The organism is Microbacterium sp. AC132 (genome assembly GCF_979258525.1).
Window position 1 is genome coordinate 1,384,146 of record NZ_OZ409862.1, and the last position, 25,793, is coordinate 1,409,938.

The following is a 25,793-nucleotide window of genomic DNA, read 5'->3' on the forward strand; positions in this document are numbered from 1 at the left end:
CCTCAGCACTCCACCACATTCACCGCCAACCCACCGCGACTGGTCTCCTTGTATTTGTCGCTCATGTCGGCGCCGGTCTGACGCATCGTCTCGATCACGGCATCCAGCGACACCACGTGGCTGCCGTCGCCGTGCAGGGCGAGGCGGGCAGCCGTGACGGCCGTCGACGCGGCGACGGCGTTGCGCTCGATGCAGGGGATCTGCACGAGACCGGCGATCGGGTCGCACGTGAGACCGAGGTGGTGCTCCATCGCGATCTCGGCCGCGTTCTCGACCTGCTGCGGCGTGCCGCCGAGAACGGCGCAGAGTCCGGCAGCCGCCATCGCGCACGCGGAACCGACCTCTGCCTGGCATCCGCCCTCCGCGCCCGAGATCGACGCGTTCGCCTTGATGAGCGAGCCGATCGCGGCGGCGGTGAGCAAGAAGGTCCGCACAGCCGCAGCATCCGCGCCGGGCACGAACCGCGAGTAGTACATGAGCACCGCGGGCAGGATGCCGGCGGCACCGTTCGTGGGCGCCGTGACGACCCGCCCACCCCCGGCATTCTCCTCATTGACGGCGAGCGCGAACGCCTGAAGCCAGTCGGACGTGACCGGCTGCCCCGCAGCCTCTGCCCGGAGGATGCTGTCGCGCATCGACCGCGCCCGCCGCGGCACACCGAGACCACCCGGCAGTACGCCGGAAGCACCCAGCCCCGCCTCGACGCAGTCGCGCATGGCGGTCCAGATCGCGTCGAGACCCGCGTCGACGGCATCCGCCCCGCGGACCGCGACCTCGCCGACCCGCGCGACGTCGGCGATCGACAGGCCATCGACGCACAGTGCGAGCAACTCCGCCGCAGTCCGGAACGACGGCATCCCCTCGGGCACGACCGAGCTCCCGACGACCTCGCCGACGCGCTGGATGAATCCGCCCCCCACCGAGAGGTACGTCTCCTCCGCCATCGACACCCCACCAGGACCGAACGCTCGGATCACCAGAGTGTTCGGGTGTCCCGCCTGCCGGGTGAACGGATCGAGCACGACATCGGAGCTGTCGAACTCCACCGGCACGACGCCACCGAACAGCAGCGGTGAGCCCGACGGATGCCCCAACCACGCGCCGCGAACGGATGCCGGGTCACAGGTCTCGGGATCGAGACCGGCGAACCCGGCGACCACCGCATCCGGCGTGCCGTGCCCGAGTCCGGTCGCCGCGAGTGACCCACACAGCACCACCTCGACACGACTCGGACCCTCCGGATGCTGCGCCAGCACGCGCCGCGCGAAGTCGAGCCCGGCCCGCATCGGCCCCACCGTGTGAGAGGACGAGGGCCCGATGCCGATCGAGAACAGGTCGAACGCCGAGACATAGACGCTGCTACGGGCGCCGGTCTCAGAGGTGAGCGTCGTCACTCCTCGCCCTGCGGGTGAGTGGTCGCACCGACCGGCCGCGCGGCCTGTCGGGCGAGCAGATCGGAGCGGGACTCCGGCGTGAGTGCCGCGGTAGCCGCCGCCCAGGCGAGGCCGATCGCCGCGTCGACGACCGCGCGGTCGGCGGCGGGCGTCGCCGCATCCGCCGCGAATCCCTCGGTGTGCGGAGCCGACGTCGATCCGATGATCGCGATGCCGGGGTGGATCGACGGCACGACCTGCGAGACGTTGCCCATGTCGGTCGATCCGCCGGCCATTCCAGAGAAGGCGATGGGCTCGCGGCCGAGCTCGGTCAACGCGTCGTTCCACGGGTCGGCGAGCAGCGGCTCCTGCACCAGCGGGTCGTAGCGCGGCTCGGTGCGCACCTGCTCCCACGAGCAACCCGCGGCGAGCGCTCCCGCTTCGAAACAGGCCATCACTCGCCGCTTGGCGTCACGCAGCTCGTCGAGATCGAACGAGCGCACCTCGGCCTGCAGCACGGTGCGCGCGGGGATGATGTTCGTCACCTCGCCGCCCTGCGTGATCACGGCCGCCGTGCGGACGGTGCCGGGCAGTTGCTGACGGAGCAGCCCGATCGACGTGAGCGCGATCGTCGCGGCATCCAGCGCGTTCACTCCCTTGTCGGGAGCGGCCGCGGCGTGCGCCGGCCGCCCCGTATACGTGATCTGGAATCGGTCGACGGCCTGGGTCGCGAAGTTCTCACAACGCACATCGATGCCGGGGGCGCCGTGCACCATGAGAGACATCGTGGCGTCTTCCCACGCTCCGCCCTCGAGCATGAGCACCTTGCCGCCGCCGTGCTCCTCGGCAGGCGTGCCGAGGAGCTTGACGGTGAGTCCGGCGTCGTCGGCGATGGCCGCGAGCGCGATCGCCGCACCGAGTCCGGCCGCCGCGATGACGTTGTGCCCGCAGGCGTGGCCGATGCCGGGAAGGGCGTCGTACTCGGCGCAGATCGCGACCACGAACTCCCCGTCGCCGAAGCTGGCGTCGATGGCCGTGTCGACACCGAACGCGCCGACCGTGGCGGTGAAGCCGGCATCGCGCAGAGCCGCCGCGACCAGGTTCGCCGCGCGCACCTCCTCGAACGCGATCTCGGGATCGGCGTGGATCTCGTGGCTGATCTCGATGAGACGCTGCTCCCAGTCGCGCACGGCATCCGCGCTGCGCTGCTTCGCGTCGGCGAGTTCGAGCAGGGTGCGGGGGGTCGGGTCTGCGAGGGTCATGCGGTTTCTCCTTCGAGAACGGGGTCGGCCGTGGTGACGGCGGGGACAGGGGTGGGGGCCTCGGCGACCGGGCGGGGCACGCGGAGGAACAGGGCGAGAACGGCGATCGCGACCCCGATGCCCGCGCAGATGCTCCACACCGCGACATATCCGTCGAACGAGGTGGTGGTCACGGCGGCCTCACCGGTGCCGACAGTCATGAGGAAGCTGCCCATCACCAGAGCGAACACGGCACCCGCCACGGCTCCGGCCGCGGTGCGCGAGGTGTTGTAGAGAGCGGAGGCGATGCCGACCGAGTCGGCGGGCGCACGACGCACCACGATGGTCGGCAGCACCGAGATGAGCAGACCGTTGCCGAGGCCGCCCATCACCATCGACCCGACGAACACCGCGACGATCGTCGGCGCGCTGATGAACGCGAGGTAGCTTCCCGCGACCAGCACACCGCCGAGGACGATCGCGCCCTTCGCTCCGATGCGGCCGGCGACACGGTCTCCGACGATCGACGCGAGGAAGGCCGAGAGCGCTGCGGCCAGCGAGATGACTCCGACCATGGCGGCGGTGAACCCGAGGCCGAAGCCGACGGCATCCGGATCGCTGAGCACGTAGACGCTCGACGCGGTCTGTCCTCCGAAGAGCTGGGCGCCGAAGAGGAACGCGATGATGATCGGCAGTCCGATGCCGCCCTTCGTGAGCAGCGCGATGTCGACGAGCGGATGCGCGACGCGCTTCTCGACCATCACCCAGACGACGAGCAGAGCGACACCGCCGAGGATCGCGACCCAGGTGATCGGGTTCGTCCAGCCCCACGCGGATGCGTTCGAGATGCCGCCCAGCGCGGCGAGGAGTCCGATGCCGAGCAGCGAGGCGCCGAGCCAGTCGGTCTTTCCAGCGGCGCGGACCGTGGTCTCGGGCACGAGAAACGCCACGACCGGCACGCAGATGAGAAGGAAGATGGCCGGCATCCAGAGCACTGCGCGCAGGTCTCCGAGCGCACCGAACAGAAGACCCGAGCCGAGGGCTCCGAGGGCCGCCCCGAACGTCAGCGCACCGACGAGCTTGCCGATCGACCGTCCGGCCGACTTCTCGTCACGATCGCGCACGATCGCGAACTCCAACGGAAGGAAGGCGGCGAGCGGCGCCTGCAGCGCCCGACCCACGAGGAAGAGCTCATAGCTCGGAGCGATCGCGACGACGATCGAACCGAGCGCCACGAGCGCGGTCGAGATCAGCAGCAGCTTCTTATGCCCGTACCGGTCGCCGAGTTTGGCGAGGATCGGCACGCAGACAACGGTCGCGAGCATGTAGGCGGCGCTGACCCAGTTGAGCTGGGCGGCGCCCACGCCGAACTCCTCGCCGATCGCGGCGAGGAGAACCGGGTACCAGCCCTGGAGCATGCCGGAGCCGAGCTCCATGATGACGAGGAAGCCGACGGCGCCGCGCACAGCGGAGCGGCCGGAGATGGTCTTGCCAGGCGGTGCGGGGACAGCCATGAGGACTCCTTGAGAGGGATCGGGTGGAGCAAGAGCGGATCGGGTTGCAGCGACTCTAGGAACGGGGCTGTACGATCGCGGTCAGGTGCCTGAAATCGGATGCAGAGGTGTAGCGAATGCAGGAAATCGGACTGGACGACCTCGATCAGCGACTGATCCACGCCGTGCAGGTCAGCCCACGCGCGAGCTGGAGCGCCCTCGCCCCGATCGTCGGCGCCGACCCGGTCACCCTCTCGCGCCGGTGGACACGGCTCGTCGACCAGGGGATCGTCTACGTCACGGCATACGGCTCAGCGGCGCCGTCGACGCTCGTGCTGATCGAGATCGAGTGCAGTCCAGGCGAGACGCTCGCCGTCGCCGAGACCCTGGGACAAGACCCCGAGGCATTCACGATCGACCTCACCGCGGGAGGGCGCGACATCTTCGTCACGCTCGCGGTGCCGGATGCCGAGGCGCTCGCCGTGTGGACGCTGGAACGCATCCGCGGGGTCTCCGGCGTCCGCTCCATGCGCACCCACCTGGTGTCGGAGACGGTTCGCGACGCACGGGGTTGGCGTCTCCGCGCGCTCACGACGCAGGAGGTGACGCAGATCGAAGGCCTGGAACGACGCGCGCCCGCGGCATCCGTTCGCATGTCTGTCGACCAGCGGAACGCCATCGCCGCCGAGCTCGCCTACGACGGTCGCGTCGGGATCACCGAGCTCGCCTCGCGACTGGGGATGGCTCCGCGGCGCGTGCGCGACGCTATCGCCGAGATGCGCGAATCCGGTCGGCTGGCGATCCGCGTCGACGTCGCCCGCCGCTACACGCCCTGGCCGATCTACGCGTGGTACTTCCTGCGGGTGCCGGCGGCGATGGCGTCGCGCATCGGCGCACAGCTCGGGCGGATCGAGGAAGTGCGCCTCGTCGCGAACACGGTCGGCGAGTACAACGTGATCATGGCCGTCTGGCTGCGCACCCTGCAGGACGTCGGACGCATGGAGGCGATCATCGAGGAGCGCCTGCCCGGGGTCAGCATCGCCGACCGGTCTGTCGTGCTGCGGACGACGAAGCACCTCGGGCACCTGCTGCATGCCGACGGGAGGGCGTCGGGCGAGGTCGTGCCGCTGACCATCTGAGTGCGCCTGGCCTGGTCTGCTGAGACTCGCGAGCCAGGTCAGCACCACGGGCACCGGCCCGGGTCAATCCCCTCCGCGGGCGCCGCCGCGGGCCCTAACCTGACCGGCATGTTGAAGATCGTGTCGATCGTGATCCGCGTGAACGACCTCCCGGCGCAGTCCCGCTTCTGGCAGGCGGCCCTCGACTATGTCGAGCGAGACCCGGCATCCGATGACTGGGTCGTGCTCAAGCCTCGCGACGCGGACGCGCCCTGCATCGCCCTCGACGCTCACCACTCCGAGCGGGTGCTGCCTCCGCGCATCCACCTCGACATCTATGCCGAGGATCAGGTTGCCGAAGTGCGCCGCCTCACCGAGCTCGGCGCCAGCGAAGTGCACTGGGACAACCTGCCGGACGATGCCGACTACGTGATCATGGAGGACCCCGAGGGGAACCGGTTCTGCGTCGTGGACCGGCCGGACTGGGTGGGCTGGGAGCGCCCGACGGCGTGACGCGGCTTCTCGAGCTCTGAAGCGACCAACACCTGTGTGCCGTTGCTGCTCGGCGCCCTACCCGAGCAGGCCATTGTCACGTTTCAGATTCGGCTGTTGCCGCCCGGCGATCTGAACCGATATACAGGTCGAGGCGCTCTGGGGGCGCCGGCGATTCGTCGCCTCATCGTCGAGGGGAACTCTCATGTCACAGCCGCCTGCCGCCTGGCATCCCGATCCGGAGAATCCGCATCAACTGCGCTGGTGGGACGGCCATCGTTGGACGTCCTCGACCGCTCCGTCCCCGGCGGCTGTCGCGACGACGCAGATCGCGTCCGCCACCGCGCCGGCACCCGCACCCGCACCCGCACCCGCACTCGCGAAGCGCAAGACCGGTTGGCGCACTGCCGGGATCATCATCGCCGCACTCGTCGTCGGCGGCGTGCTCGCCCGCCTGTCGCCGATCGCGATCCTGCTCGTCGCCACCGCCGTCGTCGGCATCGCTCTCTATGTCATGATCGCGCGCCCCCTCCCGGCTCTGGGACTCCGATCGCGGATGTCGGGCGTGATCGCCCTTGGCCTGGCCGCTCTGCTCGTCACCGGCGGCGGAATCGCGAGTGCCAGCAGCGGCACTGCCCCGACGGCATCCGAACCTCAGACCTTCGCCGCGGTGACGACGTCGGCTCCGACGCCGACGCCCACTCCCACGCCGACGACGTTCGAGACCGCGACCGAAGAGGTGCCCGTGCCGTTCACGGCGACCACGGTCGACGACCCGCAGCTCGACCAGGGCGCCACGGCGCTCGTCGCCGCGGGCGTGAACGGCGTGAAGGTGATCACCTATCGCCTGACTCTGATCGACGGCGTCGAGGTGTCGCGTGAGGTCGTCAGCGAGGCGATCTCCGTGCAGCCGGTGAACGAGGTCACGGCGATCGGAAGCAAAGCGCCGGCACCGGTCGCGGCTCCGGCACCCGCTCCCGCCCCCGTGCCGCTCGTGCAGCAGGGTGGCGGAGGGTGCGACTCGAATTACACGGGAGCGTGTGTTCCGATCTCGAGCGACGTCGACTGCGCCGGCGGCAGCGGAGACGGACCCGGATATGTGCAGGGCCCCGTGCAGGTCGTCGGCTCGGACATCTACGACCTCGACCGCGACGGAGACGGCATCGCCTGCGACTGAGCGCTAGTCCACCGGGCCGAAGACCTCAGTCCAGACCTCGAGGATCTCGCCGTCGAGCCCTGCCGCGTCGGACCGCGAGAGCGTCGTGACAGAGGCCATTCGTCAGCGCCCGGAGTAGCGCTGCGCCGGTCGTCCCTCTTCCGCCAGCGCCTGACGATGCGACGTCAAGGCCGACCGCACGGCCGTGTAGATCACGAGCCACAGGATCAGGATGCCGATCAGGAACCCGGCGACGTAGAAGAGGACGATTGGTGAGGAAAGGATCCATGGCGTCAGGATAGCCACCGGGGTGCGCGGCGCCTCGAGCCCCGGCAGCTAGGCCCCGACTTCCAGCGACCGATAGAAGTAGAACGCCCGCTCGCCGGAATCGGGGTCGACGCCACTGAACCCGTGCCGTTCGTAGAAGCGCATCGCCGCGGCATCCGATTCATCGACGTTGATCTCGATCGCCGCGACGCCGAGTTCCCGGCAGATCTCGACCATGTGCCGGAGGACCGCGCCGCCGACACCACCACCGCGGTGCGCGGGCTCGACGTACATCTCATCGAGCAGCGCGACCGGCCCCTCCGACCACACATTCGGACGCAGGGTCACGAGCGCGAGACCGACCGCCGGATCGCCGCCGAGCACCGCGAAAGTGGAGGTTCCGCCCAGCAGCGTGCGCAACCGCTCGGCGAGCACCTCGACCCCCGGCGTCTCGGTGTCGAACTCCGTATTGAAGGCGTGCAGGAGTTCGGCGAGACGGGCGGCGTCGTGCGGGGTGGCTCGACGTGTGGCGGCGGTCATCGGATGCCTTTCTCGGGTCGGGGCTTCGGCTCGGACGGACGGCTGCAGTTCCGCCGGTTCACAACTCCGGAAGAGCGAGCGGGCCGACGCATCGGTTCCCCGGGATTCCGGCGTCGAGCCGGCGGACGCACCCGCTTCTTCCGGAGTTGTGAACGTGAACCTCCGTGGGCCCCGCTCGACGATCCGCGAGAAGGCGATCAGGCGCTGTCGGAATCCGCCTTCCGCGATCCGGCCTCGAGCACATCTCCGGCCGGCAGCTCCTGGTGCCCGCCGAACTGCAGACGCATCGCCGACAGCACCTGGTTGGCGAACTTGTCTTCATCGCGTGAGGCGAAGCGCTCGAACAGCGACGCCGCGAGCACCGGCACGGGCACGCCGACATCGACGGCGGCCTTGACCGTCCAGCGTCCCTCGCCCGAGTCGGACACGCGGCCGGCCAGACCGTCGAGCTGCGGGTTGTCGGCGAGCGCGGCAGCGGTCAGGTCGAGCAGCCACGACGAGATGACCGATCCGCGTCGCCAGAGCTCGGCGACCTTCGACGTGTCGATCGGGAACTGGTAGAACTCCGGCTCTTCCAGCGGAGCGATCTCCGCCGAGTGCTCCGCCTCGCGCACCCCGGCATCCGCGTTGTGCAGCAGGTTCAGCCCCTCGGCGATCGACGCCATGATGCCGTACTCGATGCCGTTGTGCACCATCTTCACGAAGTGCCCCGCACCCGACGGCCCGCAGTGCAGGTAGCCCTGCTCCTCGGGGGTGAGGTCTCCGGTGCGGCCGGGCGTGCGCTCGATCTCGCCGACACCCGGGGCGATCGTGCGCAGCACCGGCTCGATGCGCTGCACGGCCTCATCGGGTCCGCCGACCATCAGGCAGTATCCGCGGTCGAGTCCGAACACCCCACCGCTCGTGCCGACATCGACATAGTGGATGCCGCGCTCGCGGAACGCCTTCGCCCGGCGGACGTCGTCGCGGTAGTTCGAGTTGCCGCCGTCGATCAGGATGTCGCCCTCGTCGAGCACCTCCGCCGCCTGATCCGCCACCATGCCCGTGAGCGACGCGGGCACCATCATCCACACGGCCCGCGGCGCCTCGAGCTTCGACGCCAGATCGGCCATGCTGTCGGCGCCCGTGGCTCCCTCGGCGACCAGCGCCTGCACGGCATCCGTGTTGACGTCATAGACCACGCATTCGTGCCCCGCCCGCATGAGGCGGCGCACGATGTTGGCGCCCATCCGGCCGAGTCCGATCATCGCCAGCTGCATGAGAATCCCTTCGTCTCAGCCCCGGTGGGCCGAGTCGGGGCAATCCTGGCACGGGTACTGATGACGCTCAATGGTGTTGCGGGGTGGCGTGGGGTCGTGCGGGCGGTCGTGCGGGGTGTCGTGCGGGGCCAGTTGTGCACTCGGAACGGCGGTTTTCGGATGCGGAAGTGACCCCGCACGCGGCTCGACTCCATGCGGGGTCAGTTGTGCACCCGAAACGGCGATTTCGGATGCCGAAGTGACCCCGCACGCGGCACGACTCCATGCGGGGCCAGTTGCGCACCCGAAGCGGTGCCCGCTCCCGGCATCCGGAGCCGCGCGCGAGCCCGGTGTCGCCGACGGGTGGAAGGATTGAGACATGACTTCCCCCGCGTTCGACCAGATCACGCAAGACGACCTGCGCGCTGCGGGCAGCGTCAAATGGACGGCCTTCCCCGACACGATCGGCGCGTTCGTCGCCGAGATGGACTTCGGCCTCGCCCCCGCGATCACCGGCGCGGTGAAGGATGCCCTCGACCTCGGCGTGACCGGGTACCTGCCCGAGAAGCTCGCGAAGGACCTCTCGGCGGCCACGGCGCGCTGGTACTCCGACTCGTACGGGTGGGAGATCCCCGCCGAGCGCGTGCACCACGTGCCCGATGTGATCGCCGCGTTCGAGCTGGCGATCGAGCACTTCACCACCCCCGGCTCGGCCGTGATCGTGCCGACCCCTGCATATATGCCGTTCCTGCTGGTGCCGCCGATGCACGACCGTCGGGTCATCGAGGTGCCGAGCATCGAGGTCGACGGACGCTGGGTCATGGACCTGGATGCCGTCGCCCAGGCCTTCCGCGACGGCGGCGAGATGCTGGTGCTCTGCAACCCGCACAATCCGCTCGGCACCGTCGCGACCCGCGACGAGCTGCTCGCCATCGCGTCGGTCGTGACGGATGCCGGCGGACGCGTGTTCGCCGACGAGATCCACGCGCCCGTCGTCTACACCCCGGCCCGGCACATCCCCTACGCCTCGGTGTCGGATGCCGCCGCAGCCCACACCCTCACCGCGACCTCCGCCTCGAAGGCGTGGAACCTCGCGGGCCTCAAGTGCGCGCAGATCATCCTCTCGAACGACGCCGACGCCGAACTCTGGGAGAGCCTGGGATTCTGGGCCGGACACGGCACATCGACGCTCGGCGTCATCGCGAACATCGCTGCCTACACCGGCGGGCGCGAATGGCTCGACGACGTGGTCGACTACCTCGACGGCAACCGGCGGACGCTGGCGCAGCTCGTCGACGAGAAGCTCCCCGGCGTGCGGATGGTCGTGCCGGAGGGGAGCTACATCGCCCTGCTCGACTTCCGCGAGACCGGGCTGACGGGCGATCTCGGCGAGTGGTTCCGCGAGCACGCCGGAGTCGCGATGACGGACGGCGCCGCATGCGGTGTGGCCGCGATCGGATACACGCGCTTCGTCTTCGCGATGCCCCGTCCGGTGCTGGTCGAGGCGGTCGAGCGGATCGCGTCGGCGCTGCGCGACCGAGGCTGAGCCGCATTCGGCCCGCTGGCCCCGGCGCGTGCGGGGTCAGTAACGCATCGGAACTCAGCGTTTCCGGTGCGTTTTTGACCACGCATCCGACGAGAGGTGCGGAACCGACCACGTACCTGCTGCGAGGTGCGTTTCTGACCACGCGACCACCGGGAGTCGACGCACCCGCCAGGAGATGCGGAACTGACCACGCATCCGCCGAGAGATGCGGAACTGACCCCGCACCCGCCCTCACGAGGCGACGAACGACGCATCACCGAGCGCGAACGGCATCCCCCATCGCCGCGAAGGCCTCGCGCAGGATCGGCCGAGGTGTCGCGAACACGATCCGCACGAAGTTCTCGTATCCGCGTCCGAGCAGCGCGCCCTCGGTCAGCACGACGCCGGCGTTCTCGCGGAAGTACGCGGCCGGCGGGCCGGGGATCTCGAGCGCCGTCGTGTCGATCCATCCGATGTAGGTCGCCTCGGGCTCGCGATACACCGCGCCAGGCAGGTGCTCCGTGATGAGGTCGCCGACAAGGCGGCGCGACTCCGAGAGATACCCGAGCACGCCGTCGAGCCACGGCTTGCCCTCCCGATATGCCGCCGTCGACGCCACGACACCGAGCGTCGCTGCACCGTGCTGCACCGAGAACCCGAAGCGGCGGTACAGCTCCTGGTCGGCGTCGTTCGAGGTGATCAGTTGCGCGGTCTTGAGGCCGGGGATGTTCCACGCCTTCGACGCGCTGGTGCCGGTGACCGTGTGGGCGGCGGTCGCCTCGGACACCGACGCATAGGGGATGAACGGTCTCCCGTCGAAGCGCAGCGGCGCATGGATCTCGTCCGCGAACACCCGTCCGCCGTGGCGTTCGACGATCTCCGCGAGCGCCTCGAGCTCGGAGCGGTCCACGACCGTGCCGGTGGGGTTGTGCGGGTTGCAGAGCACGAGCGTGCGGGCACCGGCGGCGAATGCCTCGTCGATGCGCTGCAGGTCGTGGTGCCAGCGTCCGTCGATGTCGACGCCGGGGATCTCGATCACCGGATGGCCGACGGTCGGCAGATATGTCAGGAACGGCATATATGCCGGAGTCGGCACGATCACGGGCGATCCCGCGGGAGCGTACTCCTCGACCGCAACCCTCAGGGCCGCCATCACGTCGGAGACCGGATGCACGCGTTCCGGATCGACGGCCCAGCCGTATTCGCTGCGCATCCACTCGGACGTCGCGTCGCCGAGTCGGGCAGCGAGCGGCGGCGACAGGTATCCGAGGTTCTCCTCGTCGATCGCTCGATGCATGGCGTCGGCGATCACCGGCGCGACGCCGAAGTCCATCTCCGCCACCCATGCCCCGATGTGGCCGGGGTGCAGGCTCCACTTGCGGCTTTCGGGCCGGTCGAGGTCGAACCTCGTGCGGGAGTCGAACGGATGCGGGTCAGTGGGCGCGCGGTGGTCGGTCATGGCAGGCGTTCCTCAGCCCGCGAGCCGACATCGAACGGCACCGGCGCGGCGGGTCTGGATCTCGGACACGCGTACTCCTTCTCAGCGGGAGCTTCCACCCTAAGGAAGCGGCGGATCGGTCGCGAGTCGCATGACGGCGGGTGACGATGAGGCTGCAGGAGGAGCCGACTCCGGACCCCGACTCAGGCGTTGATGAAGGCCACAGCCGCTCGCACCAGTGCCGCGTTGTCGGGTGCGGTCCGTCCATCGGGCAGCTGCAGGGTGTCTTCGAGGCCGATGCGCGAATCGAGGCCCAGCTCGACCGCCAGGGTGAACGCCGGCCAGGCGGACCGCTGCTCGCCGTGCAGCAGGATCGGAATGTCCGGGTCGTCGAGGCGCACGTGCGCGATCAGCCCCTCCGCGTGCCGCCGCACGACATCCGCCGCCTCGTCAGGCAGCTCGACCAGCACCCGCAGCGTGTCGTCGTGAACGGGCGAGCGCTGCCAGGCGTCGAGTCCGGTGGCATCCCAGATGCCCGCCTCCACGCGGATACCGCGGCTCACGAGCAGCGCCGCGACCTCGTCAGCACCGGCTTCGTGCCAGTTCACCGAAGCGAAGTCGGGCACGACGCTCCATTCGCGGATCTCCGCGAGGCGCTCCCCGACATCGGGCTCGATCCATGCACCGGTCGTCACCCCGACCTGCACGCCAGGGCACGCCGAGCGCAGTGCTCTCACCCACCGGTCGACATCGGCGGCACGCAGGCTGTCGTCGCCCGCGGCATCCTTCGGGTGCACGTGGATCTCGCGGGCACCCGCCGCGACGGCACGCGCGGCGTCGGCGCCGGCGAGGGTCGTATCGGCCGTGAGGGCAGGATGCTGCACTGCGGGTCGCGCACCGTTGAGGCACGCCTGCAACAGCATCCGCCCGTGTCTGTCGTTGCCGGTCACCGGCCCTCAGTTCATGAGATCGCGCGGGTGCCAGTCGTAGAGGTTGCCCGTGCCCGACGGCCCCTCTTCGACACGCACGGTGTGCTTGACCTGACGTGCCGTCGCGGCACCCCGACCGACTCGAACCGCCTCGGCCTCGGTCTCGAAGCTGGACCCCAGAGTGCGGGATTCGCCCTCGATGCGGTTGAACCAGATCCCGTCTCGCTGGAACGTCTCGATGTCACCTGCGGCCATGCCACATCCTTTCGATCTGACTCTTTTCTACCCGAGGCCGCCGACGCTCGAGGAGGGCCTTGACAGCCTCCGCGCACGCGCTCGCCCGGCGCGAGAGCACGCGAATCATCGACCGCATCCACTTCTTCGTCCATACGTCAACCCCGATGACACACTCCCGTCAGCCGTGGTTATGTCGAACGATGCATGACCCGGGTGCATCTGCAAGGAGCAAGTGATGACGCTGGAAGTGATGTCGCCGACGGCGGCACTGCTCGACGGACGGTACGTACTGCACGACCGCGTCGGACGAGGCGGCATGGCGACCGTGTACCGCGCCGAGGACACCCACCTCGGACGCATCGTCGCGATCAAGATGATCCACGAGAGCGACGGTCCGGTCGCCTCGATCGAGCGCGCGCATACCGAGAAGGCGCTGCTCGCCTCGCTGAGCCACCCGTCGCTCGTGACGCTGTACGACGCGCAGCTCGTGCCCGGTCGTCCGCAGTACCTGGTGATGGAGTTCGTCGACGGGCCCACCCTCGGCGCGCGCATGGCCGAAAGCCCGATGACGCCGCGCGACGTGGCCCGCATCGTCCGCGATCTCGCCGAGGGACTCACCGCCGTGCACGCGGCTGGCATCGTGCATCGCGACATCAAACCGTCGAACGTGCTGCTCGCGCACGCCCGGTCCGGCCGCCCGGTCGCGGCGAAACTCGCGGATTTCGGCATCGCCTGCTCCATCGAGGACACCCGCCTCACGACGCCGGGGATCGTGCTCGGCACACTCACCTATATGGCGCCGGAGCAGCTGCGCGACGCCGACCCCGGAACCCCGGTCGACATCTTCTCGCTCGGACTCGTCGCTCTCGAGGCGCTCAGCGGATACCCCGGCTACCCCTCCCTCGCTTCCGGGCGCGCGGCGGCGGTCGCTCGCCTGCTCAACCCGCCGACCATCTCCGACACGGTTCCGGACGAGTGGCGCGACCTCCTCAGCCGCATGACACGCCTCGAGCCCGAGGAACGCCCGACCGCCGTCGAGGTGGCGCGCGCCGCCCGGGCTCTGCTGCGCGACTACGCCGCGAACAGCAACGGCACCGCCGTCGCCGCGGCGGCTGCGGCCATCGTCGCATCGGCCGGCACGGAGCCGGCGGTCGACGCGACTCCGGGGGTGACGGGCACGGAATCGGATGCCGTCGCCGCCGCGCCAGACGCGGGCGCGGGAATTCAGCCGCGTCCCGCATCCGCCGCCTCATCCGCGAGCGTCGACGCGGAGTCGTCGGCCCTCGACGCTGATTCCGCGCCGACCGGAGCGACCGCTGTGATCCCTGCGACCGAGGTCACGAATCCCGCACCCCGCTTGCGGACCCGCGACCGCACCCGCCCCGGCACACGCACCCGCACCCGCGTGATCGCCGGCGCCGCGGGGCTTCTTGCCGCCGGTGCGATCGTCACCGGCATCGCGGCGTTCAGCGCGCCACCGGCATCCGAGTTGGGACGCACCGCCTCAGGCGTCGTCGCCCGCACGGCGTCGACCCCGGCGGAGACCTCCCCCATCGACACCCCCGCAGCGCCCGTCGAGGTGGTCACAGAGCCCGTGGACCCGAGCAACAACGGGAACTCCGGGAACTCGGGCAACTCTGGGAACTCAGGCAACTCCGGGAATAACGGGAACTCCGGGAACTCCGGCAAGGGCGACAAGGGCGACAAGGGCGACAAGGGCGACAAGGGCAAGCCGGACAAGGGCTAGGCACGTCGCGGTCCGCAACTCCGGAAGAACGCGACCGATCGAGCCGAGACCGCTGGTTCCGGCCCGATCGAGAGCGCATCTTCCTGAGTCCTGAACGGCGCCCGCCTCAGCCCGCGTAGGCGGCGCGCACGTCGAGCACCCAGGTGACGCCGAATCGGTCGGTCAGCATGCCGAATCCGGGTGACCACGCCGATGCAGCCAACGGCTCGACGATCGAGGCGCCGTCCGCGAGGGCGTCCCAGTACCCGGTGAGCTCGTCGAGCGAATCGGCGCGCAGCGACTGGAAGAACGTGCGGTCGGTGACGGTCGTCCCGTTCTCCCTCGAGGTGGTGCCCGCGGTGGCGTCAGCGTCAGCGTCGTCGGCGCCGGGGATGTCGTATGCCATCAGCCGGAAGCCGTCGGCGTTCTCGACCTGGCCGAACACGACCTTGTCGGCGCCGGGAACTCCCACCGGCATGCCGAAATCCGCATAGGTCGCCCGCGTGACCTCGCCGCCGAAGACGGACTGGTAGAAGTCGAGCGCCTGGTGCGCGGTGCCGCGGAAGTTCAGGTGGGTGGTGGTCGCGATGGTCATGGGATCTCCTCGGATCTGTGTGGGCGGCGGATGCCGGTGAGACCAACACTCACAGCAGAAGAGGTCAGTTTCGGTCCTCTACTCGGAGCACAATGGAGTCATGACCGGCAGCTCCTCTCGCATGCTCGCCCTGCTGTCCCTGCTGCAGACGGCTCGCGATTGGCCGGGGCAGGTGCTCGCCGACCGCCTCGACGTCACACCCCGCACGGTGCGACGAGACGTCGACCGACTGCGCGAGCTCGGCTACCGCATCAGCGCGATCAAGGGCCCCGACGGCGGATACCGCCTCGCCGCCGGTTCCGAGCTGCCGCCGCTGCTCTTCGACGACGAGCAGGCCGTCGCGATCGCCGTCGCGCTGCAGAGCGTGTCGGCCACGGGGATCGACATCGACGAGGGCGCGGCTCGTGCGCTGGCCACCGTGCGCCAGGTGATGCCGTCACGCCTGCGGCACCGGGTCGACGGCATCCGCTTCGCCGGGGTCGAGAACGAGACGCGCGTGGATCCGGCGGTGCTCGAAGCCGTCAGCGGTGCGGTGCGAGACCACCACGTGCTGCGCTTCGATTACGGAGAGAACCATGACCGCCCGGCGCGGCGCACCGAGCCCCACGCGGTCGTCGCCCGGGAGGGCCGCTGGTACCTGCTCGCCTGGGACCTCGAGGCCGATGACTGGCGCACCTTCCGACTCGACCGGATGACACCGCGCATCCCGACCGGCCCCGCTTTCACGCCACGCGAGCTGCCCGCCGCCGACGCCCAGACCTACCTCGCAGCTCGGGCGAAGGGATCGGATGCCGCAGACCGCTGGCCGTGCATCGGAGAGCTCGTGCTCGATCTGCCCGCCCGCGAGGTCGCGCACTGGAACGGCCGCGACGGCACCGTCGAGCCGATCGACGACAGCTCGTGCCGCGTGACCGTCGGATCGTGGTCGTGGGTCGGCATCCTCGCGTCGATCGCCCGCTTCGACGCGCCGTTCCGCGTCGTCGCACCGCCCGCGCTGGCGGACGCCGCGACCGCCCTCTCGCGACGCCTGTCCGGCGCGGGCGAGGCCCGCTGACCCGGTCAGGCCTGACCGTATCCGAGACCCCGCACCCCGAGTCGCCGAGTGCTCACAGATCGATCTGCGTGCGCCTCGCCGCCCCCGCCCCGCGGTGCGCGGTCACCTCGATCTCGGCCTTGTACTCGCCCGCGAGCGGGCTGCGCGTCATGGTGAGTGCCGGGTCGATGCCGCGGAACGCCTCGCCGAGCACTTCGATCGTCTCGTCCTGATCGGACGCATCCGGAACGAAGACCTGGATCCGGACGACATCGGAGAGCGATGAATCCACGGCGGCGAGCGCCCGCGCGACGGTGGCGATCGCGAGACGCAGCTGCTCTGCCGCCGTGTCCGGCAGGGTCCTGGTCTCGTAATCGATGCCGGCGGTGTTCGAGACGAAGATCCAATCGCCGATCGCGACGGCCCGCGAATAGCTTGCGAGGGTCTCGAACTTGCTGCCGCTCTTCACGCTGGTGATTATCAACGGTTCCGTCTTTCGTGTCAGTGGCCCTGGAGGACCGGATAGTCGTCTGCGAGGACAAGATCGTCGGCGCGCGCCTGAGCACGGCGCCGGTGGTGACCGAGCGTGAACAGGGGGTGCTGCAGCGCGCTCGACCCGCTCTCGGCGAGTTGCGCCAACACTCGCCCGTAGGCGGGCGAGAACTTGAAGCCGTTGCCGGAGAATCCGGCTCCGATAATGGTCCGGCCCGACTCGGAGACGTCGAGGATCGGGACATGATCAGCCGTCGCCGACTCCGGGTGGATGGACGACCGGACCACCTCGGGCAGGATGCCGGGGAACATCCGGGTGGCGATCGCCGTGCATCTCCGCAGTTGCTCACGCGACGGTTCGCGGGGATCTGTGTCGGGGTCCTCGATCGTGTCGATGCGGGTCGTGGGGGCGATCTTGACCGAGTAGCCGTCGAGTGTGGGGACGCCGAAGGCATGGTCGCCGTCCAGGTCCCGCATCCAGCATGGGAAGCGGTCCGGGGTGAACTGGCTGATGTCCTCCGGCATGAACCACGTGAGCGGTATGGCGATGGCGCTCACCAGATCGCGCACCTCCGGCACGATCCTCGTCGTCCACGCACCGGTCGTCACGATCACCTTCTGCGCGTGAACGATCCCCTCGGATGTCGAGATCACGACACCGCTCTCGCGCTCATCGATGCCGAGCACCGGAGTGTTGTAGAGGATCTCCGCCCCGCGCGAGATCGCGGCCCGCTGCGCCGTCGCCACCGCCAGCTCCGAGCGCAACCCGCCGCCCAGCAGGTCCATGATCCCGATGTCGCCGTCCTCGACGGTGAACTGCGGATACTCCCGGCGGAGCTCTGCGGCGTCGAGGAACCGGTGCGGCAGATCGCCCTCCACGATCGACCGCTGCGTGGACTCGAGGAATGGATGTCCCTCCGGCGCGATCGCGAGGACGCAGGTCTTCAGCAGCAGCTGGCGGCCGGTCTCACGCTCCAGCTCGGTCCACAGCGCCCTGGCCTCGAGAGCAGCCGCCGTGTAGAGCGCGCCCTCCTTGTTCGCCGCACGGAACAGACGCGACTCACCGGCGAAGGCCGCGTGGCCGTGCGCCGGTCCGTACTGCTCGATGCCCAGCACGGACATCCCCGTCGAGCGCGCGAGGTGCCACAGCGCCATCGATCCCATGGAGCCTGCACCCACCACCGCGACGTCGACGGTCCGGATGACCTCTGCCGCACTCATGCGAGAGCCGGCTCGGTCCACAGGTTCAGCTTCTGGCCGATGCCGCGCTCGAGGGCGTTGCGATACACCTTCGTCCCCCACGCGACGTCCTCCACCGGCATCCCGCCGACCGACATGATGACGATCTCGTCGTCGCTCTGCCGACCGGGCCGCTTTCCGGAGACGACATCGCCGATGTCGACGAGCTCGTCGCGTGAGAGCTCCCCGGCCTTCACGAGATCCATCCACTTCTGCCCGACCATCGGAATGTACTCGAACGACGGCTTCGGGAACTCCTCATACCAGGTCTCGTACAACCCGTACGCATCGACGACCTTCGTGATGTCGCTGTCCAGCAGCGAGTCGTCGGTGTTGCACAGGGACGGCATCGCGAAGAACGCCCCCGGCGTGATCCACTCCCGCTGGATCGTGGGGTAGTTCTCCGAGCCACCGGCACCGGTGCCCGTGGTGCAGAAGCTCACCAGATCGCTGCCCCGGACGACGTCTTCGATCGAGTCGACGACTTCGATCGTGGTGATCGTCGGGAACTCCTCGCGCACCCACTCCTGGAAGCGCGCGAGGCTCTCCGCCCCTCGCCCCTTGATCTTCAGCGTGTCGATTAGCGGGCACGCATCCATGAAGGCCAGGAGCACCGTACGTGCCATGACGCCGGGCCCGGCGATCCCCGCGACGCGCGAGTCCTTGCGGGCGAAGTGCCGCGCACCGACCCCCGGCACGGCGCCGGTCCGGTATGCCGACAGCAGGTTCGCCGACATGAACGCGAGTGGCGCCCCGGTGTCGGTGTCGTTGAGCGTGAACATGAGGATCGACCGCGGCAGACCCTTCTCGCGGTTGGCGATGTTGGATCCGTACCACTTGACGCCAGTCGTCTGGAAGTCTCCGCCGAGGTACGCCGGCATCGCCATGAACCGTCGGTCCTCAGTAGGCACCGGCATGTTCGGGAACGGCGATGCCTCAGGGAACGTCATCATCGCGCCGTGCGAGTCGTTGCTCTCACCGGTCATGCGGTAGTCGCCGGCGGCGAACAGCGCGAACATCTCCTCCATGGTGTCGACGCACTGGTGCATATCGGTCACTCCGGCCGCGATCATGTCGGCTTCGGAGAGGTAGAGGAAATCCACGTGTGGCAGGGGCATGACGGTCCTTCTCGTCGAGGGGGTGGGGGAGAGTGTGTCGGTCGCGCTCATGGTGCGCCTCAGCCGGCGATGGCGTCGGTGAGCTTGACGTATGCCGCGGGCCTGCGGGCTCTGATCCACGCGGCCTGGGCGTACCCGATGAGGGGGAAGACGATCACCAGCCCGAGCAGACTCCAGCTGACCGCGCCGAACACGGGCGCGCCTGTGGCATCCGCATCGCCGACCATGATCGGGAAGTAGACGACGATCATGACCACGGAGAGCACCAGGCCGATGAAACCGAGCACGGGGGCGATCACGGTGTTCCAGATCCTCCGGTCCTTGCGTGTCCTCGCGAAGTAGACGATGACCGCGATCGAGGTGACCGCCATCAGGAGGGCGATCGCCACGGTCGCGACCCCGGCGAACCAGGTGAACACCTGCAGCACCGGGTCGAGCTGCAGAACGGCGAACAGCGCGACGAGGACGATCGCGGTGATGCTCTGCACGAGCGAGGACACGTGCGGAGACATGTGCCGGGGGTGCACGGCGCCCACCCGGTCGGGCAGCACGCCGGCGCCTGACATGGAGTACTGGTAACGGGCGACGACGTTGTGGAACGACAGCACGCAGGCGAACATCGCGGTGATGAGGAGGATGTTCGTGATGATCTCGCCGGTGGCGCCGAGGTACGCCGACATCGTGCGGAGGATGAGCGTTCCCGGGTCGGCCGCGGCCTCCTCCAGGATGTTCGAGGGACCCCACGCCATGACGAGGCCCCATGAGGCGAGCGTGTAGAACACGCCGACGCCGATCACGGCCATATAGGTGGCACGGGGGATCGTGCGGTCGGGATCGCGCGCCTCGCTGCGGAAGACGGCGGTCGCCTCGAACCCGATGAACGCGGCGATCGCCATCATGAGGCCGACGCCGGGGGAGCCGCTCGCGACGTTCTTCGGCTCGAACGGAGCCAGGCTCAGACCTTCAGGGCCGCCGGAGATCACGACCGCCGCTACGAGAAGGAGGACGATTCCGACCTCGGCGCAGAGCAGGACGCCGAGCACTTTGCTGGACAGATCGATGTGGCGATAGCCGAGGAACCCGACGAGCGCGACGACGGCGATCGAGTACAGCCACCACGGGAGCGTGATGCCGAACCCCTCGAAAGTGAAGCTCAGCACGTAGCCCATGTACCCGTACACGGACACCTGGATCGTCGTATACGTGAGCATCGCGATCCAGGCGGACGCGAGACCGGTCGAGCGTCCGAGGCCATATCCGACGTAGGTGAAGAACGCCCCGGGGTTGGGGACGTGCTTGGCCATCGCGGAGACGCCGACGGCGAAGAGCACGAGAACGACGGCGCTGATCGCATACAGCGCCGGGAAGCCCGCCCCGTTGCCGAGCAGGATGCCGAGTGGGGCGGACCCGCCGATGACAGTCAGGGGCGAGGCGGCGGCGACCACCATGAAGACGATCGCGGTAGCACCGAGCGATCCCGACAGGACCTTCTTCGGGGAGGTCTCGGTGGCGCTGGGTTGAATCTGGACCATGTGCAAACCCTTCTGAGAGAAGCGGAGTGGAGCGGTTCCCCCACCCTGCCGCGGCAGGATTTCCCACCCGTCTCGCCGGAGTGACGTCTGCGTTCGCCGCGAACGGGACGCCGGAACTCCGGCCGTCTCATTCGGGTGACATCTGCGTGAAACATCGCAGACGCGCTCCGGCAACAGGCCGCTCGTAGCCTCCTCCCATCACGAGACAGGCGGAGGCCCCATGTCTGCACTGGAAGAGGCGATCGAGCGCCCGCAGACCGTGCGCTCGTTCGCCGCCCGCTCGCCGTTGCACGGACTGGACAGACACACCGTGGGTTTCGCCGACATCCTCGCGCAATCGGTCGCGGCCGTCGCCCCAGCCGCCGCCTCGGCGATGGCGGTGCTGCTGGTGGCGGACCTGGCGGGCGGCGCCACCGTGCTCGTGATGGCCCTCGCCATGATCATCACGTTCCTGGTCGCTCGGACGATCAACCAGTTCACTCGTCGGTTCGCCGCCAGCGGCTCCCTGTACACCTACGCGGCGCGCGGACTCGGCGCGGCGGGCGGACTCGCGACCGGTGCAGCGATCCTCGTCGGGTATGCCTTCATCTCGATCTTCGCTCTTCTGGGCGGCGCCCATTATGCGACCATGCTCGTGACCCGACTGTGGCCTCAGCTCGCCGCGACGCCGATCGCCCTGGGCGCTCTCGTCGTCGAAGCAGCGGTGCTCGCGATCGTCCTCGTGCGCGGCATCCGCCTCTCATCCCGGGTCGCGCTCGTCGTCGAACTCATCTCCGTCGCGCTGATCCTCTCGCTGATGATCGTGCTCCTCGTGCACATCGGGCCGCTCCAACCGGCGGCGATCTTCTCGGCCGACGGCATCTCCGTGGCCGGCGTCGCCGGCGGTGCCGTTCTCGCGATCACCGCGTTCGTGGGGTTCGAGAGCTCCGCGACGCTCGGCGTCGAGGCCCGCTCGCCGCTGAAGAACATCCCTCGCGCCATCGTGTGGAGCGTCGGCGTCGCCGGAGTGTTCTACCTCATCGCCGCCTACACGCAGATCGCAGGAGCCGCCGCGATCGGGGGGACGGCATCGGTCGCGCTCCTCGACGATCTCGCGTCGCGTTTCGGCCTCTCCGCATGGGCCGCCGTGGCGGACGTCGGCATCGCCACCTCGGGTCTGGCCTGCGCGATCGCCTCGACGACCGCCCTCACCCGTATCGTGTTCGCGCTCGCCCGCGACGGTGTCCTCCCCGCCCGACTCGGCCGCACGCACGGGCGCCACCGCACCCCGATCGGCGCGGTCGTCGTCGCGGTCCCGCCGATCGTCCTCGCACCGCTCGTGATCGTCGCGGCAGGCGTGTCACCGTGGGACGCGATGAAGGCCGTCCTGCTGATCTCGGCAGCGGGCTACATCGTCGCCTACGTGCTGGTCTGCATCGCCGCTCCCCTGTTCTTGCGCCGTATCGGGGAGGTCACCGTCGGTTCCATCATCGCCGCCGTCAGCGCGGCGGCGGCGCTTGCGGCATGCCTGACGGTCTATCTCGTCGCGGAGGCGGCCGCGGGAAACCCCGGGGTCTGGTTCGCCCTCGGCTTCGCCCTGATCGCCGCGGTACTGATCCGGTGGCGACGGCGCTCGCCTCTCGGCGAGGTCGGGCGCTACGACGAGCCGGTCGCCGCCCACGTTCTCGGCGGCGTGGCCCGCACCGGCGGCGGCAGCGCACACCGGGGCGAACCGGGGGACGCCGACGGATGACGGCTGGCGACGCGGTATCGATCACGGCCCGACAGCCCGCCGCCATCCACAGCGCGCTGTCGATGCTGGAGGCCGTCGCTGCGATGGGTGCCGGCGTCACAGCGCGGCAGCTGGCCGACCGGCTCGGGATGCCGCGTGCGACCACCTATCGCCTGCTCAACCTGCTGGTGCAGGACGAGTACCTCGTCCGGACGCCGGATCTCACCGGATTCGCCCTGGGCACGAAGGTGGCGCTGCTGGCCGGCAGCATCGGCGTCGAACGCATCCCGCGCGCCGCACGGGACGTGCTCGAGCGCACCAGGGCGAGCGCGAGGGCGGCATCCACCTCGTGCTCTATCGTGACGACCGGGTCGTCGTCGCCGATGAGGACCCCGACTTCCCCCTCTCGAATCGGCAGGGCCTGCAGCAGGAGCCCACCCGCTACGCCCTCGGCCTGCTGCCCCTGGTCGTGCGCGGGGAGACCGCCGCCGGCGACCTGGTCTCCGAACTCCGCTCGCAGGGGGTGATCCGCGCCCGCGACGGTCAGCGTGGCTGCCTTGTCGCGCCGATCACCGATGCCTCCGGCACGCTCGCCGGAGCGCTCTCCTACTCGGGCCCGCGCCGGCAGATCGACAGCTCCGACTCGATCGCGCTCTCCCTCATCGCGGCCGCACGGGAGCTCGGGCCGCTCCCGACGTAGACCCCGCTGTCCGCCCGGGGCGATGGCCACGGCATCCCCCGGTAGACTGGCCATGCCCCGCCGGCCCCTCATCTAGGAGTGCGCGTGACCACCGCCCCTGCACCTGCCCACAAGCACGTCCCCGACTCCGTCGAGAACGCCACCGCGACTCCGGAGAAGGAGCAGCCGTACGCAGCGCTGGGCCTCAAGGACGACGAGTACGCCCGCATCAAGGAGATCCTGGGCCGCCGCCCGACCTCCGGCGAGCTGGCGATGTACTCGGTCATGTGGTCGGAGCACTGCTCGTACAAGTCGTCGAAGAACTACCTGCGCCGCTTCGGCCAGAAGGTCTCCGACGAGATGAAGGAACGCCTCATGGTGGGCATGGGCCAGAACGCGGGCGTCATCGACGTCGGCGAGGGCTGGGCCGTCACCTTCAAGGCCGAGAGCCACAACCACCCCAGCTTCATCGAGCCGTTCCAGGGCGCCGCGACCGGCGTCGGCGGCATCGTCCGCGACATCATCTCGATGGGCGCACGTCCGGTTGCGGTCATGGACGCCCTCCGCTTCGGCGCGATCGACCACCCCGACACCGCTCGCGTCGTGCACGGCGTGACCAGCGGCATCAGCTTCTACGGCAACTGCCTGGGTCTGCCGAACATCGGGGGCGAGACGGTCTTCGACTCCGTCTACCAGGCCAACCCGCTCGTCAACGCGCTCGCGGTCGGCGTGCTCCGCCACGAGGACCTCAAGCTCGCCAATGCGACCGGCGTCGGCAACAAGGTCGTGCTGTTCGGCGCCCGCACGGGTGGCGACGGCATCGGCGGTGCCAGCATCCTGGCATCCGACTCGTTCGACAGCACCGGACCCACCAAGCGCCCCGCGGTGCAGGTGGGCGACCCGTTCGCCGAGAAGGTGCTCATCGAGTGCTGCCTCGAGCTCTACCGCGACGAGCTGGTCGAGGCCATCCAGGACCTCGGTGCTGCCGGCATCTCGTGCGCGACCAGCGAGCTCGCGGCCAACGGCAACAGCGGCATGAAGGTCTCGCTCGACAACGTGCTGCTGCGCGACCCGTCGCTCACGGCCGAGGAGATCCTCATGTCGGAGTCGCAGGAGCGCATGATGGCGATCGTCGCTCCCGAGAAGCTCGACGCGTTCCTCGCCGTCGTTCAGAAGTGGGACGTCGAGACGTCGGTCCTCGGTGAGGTCACCGGCGACGGCCGCCTCATCATCGACTGGCAGGGCGAGCGCATCGTCGACGTCGACCCCTCGACCGTCGCGGTCGACGGCCCGGTCTACGACCGCCCGGTCGCGTACCCGACGTGGATCGACGCACTGCAGGCGGATGCCGCCGAGAACCTTCCGCGGTCGAACGACCCCGAGGTGCTTCGCGAGCAGTTCCTCGACCTGGTCGCCTCGCCGAACCTCGCCGACACCCGCTGGATCACCAACCAGTACGACTACTACGTGCTCGGCAACACGGCCCTGTCGTTCCCCGATGACGCCGGCATGATCCGCGTCGACGAGGAGTCGGGACTCGGCTTCGCGATCTCGACCGACGCCAACGGACGCTACTGCCAGCTCGACCCGTACGCCGGTGCGCAGCTCGCACTCGCCGAGGCGTACCGCAACGTCGCCGTCACGGGTGCCGTTCCCACCGCGATCACCGACTGCCTGAACTTCGGCTCTCCCGAGAACCCCGAGGTCATGTGGCAGTTCGGGCAGACCGTCGACGGTCTCGCCGACGGATGCTACGAACTCGGCACCCCGGTCACCGGCGGCAACGTCTCGTTCTACAACCAGACCGGCGACGTGCCGATCCACCCGACCCCGCTCGTCGGCGTGCTCGGCATCATCGACGACGTCTCGCGCCGCATCCCCTCGGGATGGCAGGACGAGGGTCAGAACATCTACCTGCTCGGCACGACCTCGACCGAGCTCTCGGGTTCGGCGTGGGCCGAGACCGTGCACCAGCACCTCGGCGGACTGCCCCCGAAGGTCGACCTCGCGGGCGAGAAGCGCCTCGCGGGTCTGCTCGGAGCCGCCCGTGACGAGTGGCTGATCTCGTCGGCGCACGACGTGTCGGAGGGTGGCCTCGCGCAGGCCCTCGCCGAGGGCGTCTCGCGCTTCGGCGTCGGCGCACGCGTCTGGCTGAACGAGATCATCGAGCGCGACGGTGTGGATGCGGCATCCGCCCTCTTCTCGGAGTCGACGGGCCGCGTCATCGTGACCGTTCCGCGGGAAGACGACGTCAAGTTCCGCGGACTCTGCGAAGGCCGCGACTACCCGGTGATGCGCATCGGCGTGACCGATTCCGAGGGCGACAAGCTCGAGGTGCAGGACGTCTTCACCGTGCCGATCGCCGAGATCCGCGAGCGTTCGCAGGCCACCCTGCCCGCCGCCTTCGGCCCGACGGTCACCGAGCCGGTCAGCGCATGAGCGGCGACGGTCTGAGCGAGGACTACGGCGATCTCGGCGAGAAGCGCAATCGCCGCATGCGCATCGTCGCCTGGACCGTCATCATCGCCCTGATCCTCGGTGGCGGTGGCGCGACGGTCATCACGCTCATCCTCGGCTGAGGCTTTCGGATGGCTGACTTCTGAGGAGTTGGCGCAGTGGCG

The 25,793-nt window shown here is 69.4% G+C and carries 24 protein-coding genes and 1 pseudogene; 11 read left to right on the plus strand and 14 right to left on the minus strand.

Annotated features, from left to right (window positions below; all coding sequences use genetic code 11):
• Positions 1-2 precede the first annotated feature (2 nt).
• Genes ACZZZQ_RS06450 through ACZZZQ_RS06460 form a run of 3 tightly spaced genes read right to left on the minus strand, consistent with a single transcriptional unit; the run spans position 3 to position 4,128 of the window.
• Positions 3-1,394 carry an L-serine ammonia-lyase gene (locus ACZZZQ_RS06450; RefSeq protein WP_463507162.1) on the minus strand — a complete coding sequence of 464 codons (1,392 nt, stop codon included), beginning with the start codon at positions 1,392-1,394 and terminating at the stop codon, positions 3-5.
• On the minus strand, positions 1,391-2,635 hold the full coding sequence (locus ACZZZQ_RS06455) for a M20 family metallopeptidase (protein WP_463507163.1): 1,245 nt from the start codon (positions 2,633-2,635) through the stop codon (positions 1,391-1,393). The genes ACZZZQ_RS06450 and ACZZZQ_RS06455 overlap by 4 nt, the downstream gene beginning before the upstream one ends.
• Entirely contained in the window at positions 2,632-4,128 is a 1,497-nt protein-coding gene (locus ACZZZQ_RS06460) for an MFS transporter (protein ID WP_463507164.1), read from the minus strand. Before ACZZZQ_RS06460 ends, ACZZZQ_RS06455 begins: the two co-directional genes overlap by 4 nt.
• A gap of 116 nt (positions 4,129-4,244) precedes the next feature.
• On the opposite strand from ACZZZQ_RS06460, the gene ACZZZQ_RS06465 reads away from it, so the two are divergent.
• From ACZZZQ_RS06465 to ACZZZQ_RS06475, 3 genes are all read left to right on the plus strand, one after another.
• Positions 4,245-5,246: an Lrp/AsnC family transcriptional regulator gene (locus tag ACZZZQ_RS06465; RefSeq protein WP_072590490.1), complete on the plus strand. Its 1,002-nt coding sequence runs from the start codon at positions 4,245-4,247 to the stop codon at positions 5,244-5,246.
• Between the two features lie 108 nt (positions 5,247-5,354).
• Entirely contained in the window at positions 5,355-5,738 is a 384-nt protein-coding gene (locus ACZZZQ_RS06470) for a VOC family protein (RefSeq protein WP_463507165.1), read from the plus strand.
• Positions 5,739-5,922: 184 nt separating this feature from the next.
• Positions 5,923-6,894, plus strand: coding sequence for a G5 domain-containing protein (locus ACZZZQ_RS06475; RefSeq protein WP_463507166.1), 972 nt, complete (start codon positions 5,923-5,925; stop codon positions 6,892-6,894).
• A 102-nt stretch (positions 6,895-6,996) separates the two neighbouring features.
• On the opposite strand, the gene ACZZZQ_RS06480 is transcribed toward ACZZZQ_RS06475, so the two are convergent.
• The 3 genes from ACZZZQ_RS06480 to gnd form a co-directional block, all read right to left on the minus strand.
• Positions 6,997-7,179: a hypothetical protein gene (locus ACZZZQ_RS06480; RefSeq protein WP_463507167.1), complete on the minus strand. Its 183-nt coding sequence runs from the start codon at positions 7,177-7,179 to the stop codon at positions 6,997-6,999.
• 30 nt (positions 7,180-7,209) lie between these two features.
• Positions 7,210-7,680 carry an N-acetyltransferase family protein gene (locus ACZZZQ_RS06485; protein WP_463507168.1) on the minus strand — a complete coding sequence of 157 codons (471 nt, stop codon included), beginning with the start codon at positions 7,678-7,680 and terminating at the stop codon, positions 7,210-7,212.
• 197 nt (positions 7,681-7,877) lie between these two features.
• On the minus strand, positions 7,878-8,939 hold the full coding sequence (gene gnd, locus ACZZZQ_RS06490) for a phosphogluconate dehydrogenase (NAD(+)-dependent, decarboxylating) (RefSeq protein WP_056276027.1): 1,062 nt from the start codon (positions 8,937-8,939) through the stop codon (positions 7,878-7,880).
• A gap of 358 nt (positions 8,940-9,297) precedes the next feature.
• Here gnd and ACZZZQ_RS06495 point away from each other — a divergent pair, with 358 nt between their 5' ends.
• Positions 9,298-10,464 carry a MalY/PatB family protein gene (locus tag ACZZZQ_RS06495; RefSeq protein ID WP_394194979.1) on the plus strand — a complete coding sequence of 389 codons (1,167 nt, stop codon included), beginning with the start codon at positions 9,298-9,300 and terminating at the stop codon, positions 10,462-10,464.
• 253 nt (positions 10,465-10,717) lie between these two features.
• Here the strand turns inward: ACZZZQ_RS06495 and ACZZZQ_RS06500 are convergent, their stop codons facing one another.
• The 3 genes from ACZZZQ_RS06500 to ACZZZQ_RS06510 form a co-directional block, all read right to left on the minus strand.
• On the minus strand, positions 10,718-11,902 hold the full coding sequence (locus ACZZZQ_RS06500) for a MalY/PatB family protein (RefSeq protein WP_463507169.1): 1,185 nt from the start codon (positions 11,900-11,902) through the stop codon (positions 10,718-10,720).
• 182 nt (positions 11,903-12,084) lie between these two features.
• Positions 12,085-12,831: a 3-keto-5-aminohexanoate cleavage protein gene (locus tag ACZZZQ_RS06505; protein ID WP_463507170.1), complete on the minus strand. Its 747-nt coding sequence runs from the start codon at positions 12,829-12,831 to the stop codon at positions 12,085-12,087.
• Positions 12,832-12,837: 6 nt separating this feature from the next.
• Positions 12,838-13,065, minus strand: coding sequence for a DUF2188 domain-containing protein (locus tag ACZZZQ_RS06510; RefSeq protein ID WP_053098394.1), 228 nt, complete (start codon positions 13,063-13,065; stop codon positions 12,838-12,840).
• A 217-nt stretch (positions 13,066-13,282) separates the two neighbouring features.
• Between ACZZZQ_RS06510 and ACZZZQ_RS06515 the strand changes: the two genes are divergently transcribed.
• A complete protein-coding gene (locus tag ACZZZQ_RS06515) occupies positions 13,283-14,794 on the plus strand; it encodes a serine/threonine-protein kinase (protein WP_463507171.1) in 1,512 nt (503 codons plus the stop codon).
• 106 nt (positions 14,795-14,900) lie between these two features.
• Here the strand turns inward: ACZZZQ_RS06515 and ACZZZQ_RS06520 are convergent, their stop codons facing one another.
• Positions 14,901-15,368 (minus strand): VOC family protein, encoded by a 468-nt coding sequence (locus ACZZZQ_RS06520; protein ID WP_463507172.1) that lies wholly within the window; start codon positions 15,366-15,368, stop codon positions 14,901-14,903.
• Between the two features lie 100 nt (positions 15,369-15,468).
• Here ACZZZQ_RS06520 and ACZZZQ_RS06525 point away from each other — a divergent pair, with 100 nt between their 5' ends.
• Positions 15,469-16,422 (plus strand): helix-turn-helix transcriptional regulator, encoded by a 954-nt coding sequence (locus tag ACZZZQ_RS06525; protein WP_463507173.1) that lies wholly within the window; start codon positions 15,469-15,471, stop codon positions 16,420-16,422.
• A gap of 52 nt (positions 16,423-16,474) precedes the next feature.
• On the opposite strand, the gene ACZZZQ_RS06530 is transcribed toward ACZZZQ_RS06525, so the two are convergent.
• From ACZZZQ_RS06530 to ACZZZQ_RS06545, 4 genes are read right to left on the minus strand one after another with little or no spacing between them, the layout of a single operon-like run.
• Entirely contained in the window at positions 16,475-16,870 is a 396-nt protein-coding gene (locus ACZZZQ_RS06530; protein WP_230101071.1) for a RidA family protein, read from the minus strand.
• A 32-nt stretch (positions 16,871-16,902) separates the two neighbouring features.
• Positions 16,903-18,114, minus strand: coding sequence for an N-methyl-L-tryptophan oxidase (solA, locus tag ACZZZQ_RS06535; RefSeq protein WP_463507174.1), 1,212 nt, complete (start codon positions 18,112-18,114; stop codon positions 16,903-16,905).
• Complete coding sequence (locus tag ACZZZQ_RS06540) at positions 18,111-19,250, minus strand: tyramine oxidase subunit B (protein WP_463507175.1); 1,140 nt, start codon at positions 19,248-19,250, stop codon at positions 18,111-18,113. Before ACZZZQ_RS06540 ends, solA begins: the two co-directional genes overlap by 4 nt.
• 59 nt (positions 19,251-19,309) lie before the next feature.
• Positions 19,310-20,782 (minus strand): APC family permease, encoded by a 1,473-nt coding sequence (locus ACZZZQ_RS06545; protein ID WP_053098388.1) that lies wholly within the window; start codon positions 20,780-20,782, stop codon positions 19,310-19,312.
• A gap of 220 nt (positions 20,783-21,002) precedes the next feature.
• Between ACZZZQ_RS06545 and ACZZZQ_RS06550 the strand changes: the two genes are divergently transcribed.
• The 5 genes and pseudogenes from ACZZZQ_RS06550 (at position 21,003) to ACZZZQ_RS06570 (ending at position 25,751) form a co-directional block, all read left to right on the plus strand.
• Positions 21,003-22,514 carry an APC family permease gene (locus ACZZZQ_RS06550; RefSeq protein WP_230101073.1) on the plus strand — a complete coding sequence of 504 codons (1,512 nt, stop codon included), beginning with the start codon at positions 21,003-21,005 and terminating at the stop codon, positions 22,512-22,514.
• A gap of 83 nt (positions 22,515-22,597) precedes the next feature.
• A pseudogene (locus ACZZZQ_RS06555) lies at positions 22,598-22,654 on the plus strand (hypothetical protein); the annotation flags it as partial.
• A 188-nt stretch (positions 22,655-22,842) separates the two neighbouring features.
• Positions 22,843-23,193, plus strand: a complete 351-nt coding sequence (locus ACZZZQ_RS06560) for a hypothetical protein (protein ID WP_463508112.1) — start codon at positions 22,843-22,845, stop codon at positions 23,191-23,193.
• 84 nt (positions 23,194-23,277) lie between these two features.
• Complete coding sequence (gene purL, locus ACZZZQ_RS06565; RefSeq protein WP_053098386.1) at positions 23,278-25,611, plus strand: phosphoribosylformylglycinamidine synthase subunit PurL; 2,334 nt, start codon at positions 23,278-23,280, stop codon at positions 25,609-25,611.
• Complete coding sequence (locus tag ACZZZQ_RS06570; RefSeq protein WP_171821968.1) at positions 25,608-25,751, plus strand: hypothetical protein; 144 nt, start codon at positions 25,608-25,610, stop codon at positions 25,749-25,751. The genes purL and ACZZZQ_RS06570 overlap by 4 nt, the downstream gene beginning before the upstream one ends.
• Positions 25,752-25,793 lie beyond the last annotated feature (42 nt).